Here is a 4,696-nt window from a genome sequence, read left to right as displayed (position 1 = left end):
TGCCACCCGGCGCCCTCGACGAGATCCGCGACTTCATCGCCCTGATGAGGAAGCGCCTGCCCGAGTACGCCGCACTCTGCAACGCCAACCCGATCTTCAAGGCCCGCCTCGTCGACGTGGGCCACCTCGACCTCGCCGGCTGCCTGGCCCTCGGCCTCTCCGGCCCGCCGCTGCGTGCGACCGGCTATGCCTGGGACCTGCGCAAGACGCAGCCCTACTCCGGCTACGAGGACTACGACTTCGAGGTCCAGACCTGGGACACCGCCGACGCCTACGGCCGCTTCCGCGTGCGGCTGGCCGAGATGGACGAGTCGCTCAAGATCGTCGAGCAGGCCGCCGACCGCCTGGCCGACCTCGAGGGCGCGCCGGTGATGGTCGCGGACAAGAAGATCGCGTGGCCCAGCCAGCTCGCGATCGGCTCCGACGGCATGGGCAACTCCCTCGACCACATCCGCCACATCATGGGCGAGTCGATGGAGGCGCTGATCCATCACTTCACGCTCGTCACCGAGGGCTTCCGGGTCCCGGCCGGCCAGGCCTACGTCCCGATCGAGTCGCCGCGCGGCGAGCTCGGCGCGCACGTCGTCTCCGACGGCGGCACCCGTCCGTTCCGGGCGCACTTCCGCGACCCGTCCTTCACCAACCTCCAGGCCACCAGCGTGATGAGCGAGGGCGGCATGGTCGCCGACGTCATCGTCGCCATCGCCTCGATCGACCCCGTGATGGGAGGCGTCGACCGATGACCCCGACAGAGCCGAGCGAGGCACGAGCCAGCGACCGAGGGATCACACCAGGAATGAGCACCGCCAGGTTCACCGAGAACGACACGGCACTCGGCGCCGAGACGTACGCCGAGCTGCGGGCCATCGCCGCGCGCTACCCCGAGGCACGCTCGGGCCTGCTCCCGATGCTGCACCTCGTGCAGTCGGTCGAGGGCCGGGTGACCCCCGAGGGCATCGAGGCCTGCGCCGGGATCCTCGGCATCTCGGCCGCCGAGGTCAGCGGTGTCGCGACGTTCTACACGATGTACAAGCGCAAGCCCGTCGGCGACTACCTCGTCGGCGTGTGCACCAACACGCTGTGCGCCGTCATGGGTGGCGACCTGATCTTCGAGCGGCTCAAGGACCACCTCGACGTCGGCAACGACGAGACAACGGAGCGGACCGCCGAGCACCACAACGCCGTCACCCTCGAGCACATCGAGTGCAACGCGGCCTGCGACTACGCGCCGGTGATGATGGTCAACTGGGAGTTCATGGACAACCAGACGCCGGCCTCCGCGGTCCAGGTCGTCGACGACCTGCGCGCCGGCAGGGACGTCCACTCCACGCGCGGCCCCAAGCTGTGCACCTGGAAGCAGGCCGAGCGCGTGCTCGCGGGCTTCCCCGACGACCTCGCCGACGAGGGCCCGGCCGCTGGCCCGGCCTCGTTGGTCGGCCTGAAGATCGCGCGGGCCAACGGCTGGACGGCGCCGGCGACCGACGCATCCGGGTCGCCGGTTCACCCCGTGAGCACGGTCGAGGCGGTCTAAGCCGCCGACACGTCGCGCGCGGAGTCCGAGACACTGGCGCAGGAGGGCAAATGACCGACATGTTGACCCCGGTCCTCACCGACAACTGGGACCAGGACCGGGCCTGGACCCTGGCCGCCTACGAGCAGCAGGGCGGCTATGTCGCCATGAAGAAGGCGCTCACGATGGCGCCCGACGACATCATCACCGCGGTCAAGGACTCCGGTCTGCGCGGTCGCGGCGGCGCCGGGTTCCCCACCGGCATGAAGTGGGGCTTCATCCCGCAGGACCCTGCGACCCCAGCCGGCCGGAAGCCGAAGTACCTCGTCGTCAACGCCGACGAGTCGGAGCCGGGCACCTGCAAGGACATCCCGCTCATGATGGCCAGTCCGCACACGCTGCTCGAGGGCGTGATCATCAGCTCCTTCGCCATCCGCGCCAACCACGCGTTCATCTACGTCCGGGGTGAGGTGCTGCACGTCGTCCGTCGGCTGCAGCGCGCCGTCCAGGAGGCCTATCTCGCCGGCCTGCTCGGCAAGGACATCAACGGCACGGGCTACGACCTCGACGTCGTCGTGCACGCCGGTGCCGGTGCCTACATCTGCGGGGAGGAGACGGCGCTGCTCGAGGGGCTGGAGGGTCGCCGCGGCCAGCCGCGGCTGCGCCCGCCGTTCCCGGCGGTGGCTGGTCTCTACGCCAGCCCGACGGTCATCAACAACGTCGAGTCGATCGCGTCCGTGCCGAGCATCATCGGCAACGGCGCGGGGTGGTTCGCCTCGATGGGGACCGAGAAGTCCAAGGGCTACGGCATCTTCAGCCTGTCCGGACACATCACCAGGCCGGGTCAGTACGAAGCCCCGCTCGGCATCACGCTGCGCCAGCTGATCGACCTGGCCGGCGGCATGCGCGAGGGCCACGAGCTGAAGTTCTGGACGCCCGGTGGGTCGAGCACCCCGCTGCTGACGGCCGAGCACCTCGACATACCCCTCGACTTCGAAGGCGTCGGGGCGGCGGGCTCCATGCTCGGCACCCGCGCGATCCAACTCTTCGACGAGACCACCTGCGTCGTGCGAGCCGTGCTGCGGTGGACCGAGTTCTACAAGCACGAGTCCTGCGGCAAGTGCACGCCGTGTCGCGAAGGCACGTGGTGGCTGGTGCAGACGCTGGCGCGACTGGAGAACGGCCAGGGCAGCGAGGGCGACCTCGACCTGCTCCTCGACCAGTGCGACAACATCCTGGGTCGGTCGTTCTGCGCCCTCGGTGACGGAGCCACGAGCCCGATCTCGAGCTCGATCAAGTACTTCCGCGACGACTACCTCGCGCACCTGGACCAGAAGGCTCGTGGTGCGGGGGACCGCCCCGGCTGCCCGTTCGACCCCGCGGCCTCGACCCACTTCTCCCGGGCAGGAGCAACCGCTTCATGACGACCACTCCCGAGAAGACGGACCTGGTGACCGTCACCATCGACGGCGTGCAGATCAGCGTCCCCCCGCACACCTTGGTGATCCGTGCTGCCGAGCAGGTGGGCGTGCAGATCCCGCGCTTCTGCGACCACCCGCTGCTCGCCCCGGTCGGTGCGTGCCGGCAGTGCCTGGTCGAGATCCCCGACGCCGGCAACGGCAAGCCCCTCCCCAAGCCACAGGCATCCTGCACGCTGCCGGTCGCGGAGGGCATGGTCGTGGAGACCCAGGTGACGAGCAAGGTCGCCGACAAGGCGCAGCAGGGGCAGATGGAGTTCCTGCTCATCAACCACCCGCTCGACTGTCCGGTCTGCGACAAGGGCGGCGAGTGCCCCCTCCAGAACCAGGCCATGTCCAACGGCCGCGGCGAGACGCGGTTCGAGGGCGTCAAGCGCACCTTCCCCAAGCCGATCAACCTGTCGGCCCAGGTGCTGCTCGACCGTGAGCGCTGCATCGTCTGCCAGCGCTGCACCCGCTTCTCCGACGAGATCGCCGGTGACCCGTTCATCGCGCTGATCGAGCGCGGCGCCATGCAGCAGATCGGCATCGCCGACGATGCGCCGTTCTTGTCCTACTTCTCCGGCAACACCATCCAGATCTGCCCGGTCGGCGCCCTGACCAGCGCCGAGTACCGCTTCCGCTCGCGCCCCTTCGACCTCGTCTCCACGCCGGGGGTCGCCGAGCACGACTCCTGTGGTGCCGCGATCCGGATCGACCACCGTCGCGGCAAGGTGATGCGGCGCCTCGCCGGCAACGATCCAGAGGTCAACGAGGAGTGGATCAGCGACAAGGACCGGTTCGCCTTCCACTACGCCCGTCAGGACGACCGCCTCACGCACCCGATGGTGCGTGACCGCGTGGAGGACGGCGGAGACGGGGAGCTCCGCCCGGCCTCCTGGCCCGAGGCGTTCGCGGTCGCGGCCCGGGGCCTGCAGGCCGCGGGCGCCAGCGCTGTGCTGACGGGTGGTCGCGTGACCGCCGAGGACGCCTACGCCTACGCGAAGTTCGCGCGCGTCGCTCTCGGCACCAACGACATCGACTTCCGCGCCCGACCGCACACTGCCGAGGAGGCGGACTTCCTCGCGTCGTTCGTCGCCCTCAGCGGCGAGGTGTCGTACGCCGACCTGGAGACCGCCTCCGTCGTCGTGCTCGCCGGCCTCGAGCCCGAGGACGAGGCGGCCACGATCTTCCTGCGGCTGCGCAAGGCGTCCAAGCACGCGACGTCGGTCGTCGCCCTGGCGCCGTACAGCACGCGGGGCCTCGCCAAGATGAAGGGCCGCCTGATCCCGACGGTGCCCGGCACCGAGGCCGAGGCGTTGGGCGCTCTCGCCCATGACGGACTCACCGCGCTCGACGCCGGCGGGGTGATCCTTGTCGGTGAGCGCCTCGCCCAGAGCCATGGTGCCCTGACCGCGGCGCTCGAGCTCGCGAAGACCACCGGGGCTCGGTTGGCCTGGGTGCCTCGCCGGGCCGGGGACCGCGGTGCGGTCGAGGCCGGCTGCCTGCCGGGCCTGCTGCCCGGCGGTCGTCCCGCGGGTGACGCCGCGGCTCCCGGCGATGCCGCCACCGCCTGGGGCGTGGCCACGCTGCCGGAGGCCGCTGGTCGTGACGGCAACGCGATCGTGGCCGCACTGCTCAAGGGCGACCTCGGTGGCCTGGTGATCGGCGGCGTCGACCCCGACGACACCAGCGACCCGGCCGCGACCCTGGCCGCGATCGAAGCCGC

At 70.5% G+C, this 4,696-nt stretch carries 3 protein-coding genes and 1 pseudogene; all 4 read left to right on the top strand.

All coding sequences use genetic code 11. The annotated features are described in order from the left end of the window. A pseudogene (locus RMO85_RS17665) lies at positions 1–743 on the top strand (NADH dehydrogenase subunit D); the annotation flags it as partial. A gap of 53 nt (positions 744–796) precedes the next feature. Then, entirely contained in the window at positions 797–1,531 is a 735-nt protein-coding gene (gene nuoE / locus RMO85_RS17660) for an NADH-quinone oxidoreductase subunit NuoE (RefSeq protein WP_310530030.1), read from the top strand. A gap of 50 nt (positions 1,532–1,581) precedes the next feature. Continuing rightward, positions 1,582–2,934: an NADH-quinone oxidoreductase subunit NuoF gene (gene nuoF, locus RMO85_RS17655; RefSeq protein ID WP_310530029.1), complete on the top strand. Its 1,353-nt coding sequence runs from the start codon at positions 1,582–1,584 to the stop codon at positions 2,932–2,934. After that, positions 2,931–4,696: NADH-quinone oxidoreductase subunit G (locus tag RMO85_RS17650; protein ID WP_310530028.1), on the top strand; the 1,766-nt coding region annotated here is incomplete at its 3' end. The genes nuoF and RMO85_RS17650, both read left to right, overlap by 4 nt.

This window comes from Nocardioides sp. (genome assembly GCF_031422975.1).
Lineage (GTDB): Bacteria > Actinomycetota > Actinomycetes > Propionibacteriales > Nocardioidaceae > Nocardioides.
Note: the sequence above shows the minus strand (reverse complement) of the source record. Positions and strands in the feature narration are given on the sequence as shown.

Bases quoted from the DNA above. Each gene is read 5' to 3' on its own strand.
- nuoE (WP_310530030.1), top strand. From the start codon at position 797: ATGAGCACCGCCAGGTTCACCGAGAACGACACGGCACTCGGCGCCGAG.
- nuoF (WP_310530029.1), top strand. From the start codon at position 1,582: ATGACCGACATGTTGACCCCGGTCCTCACCGACAACTGGGACCAGGAC.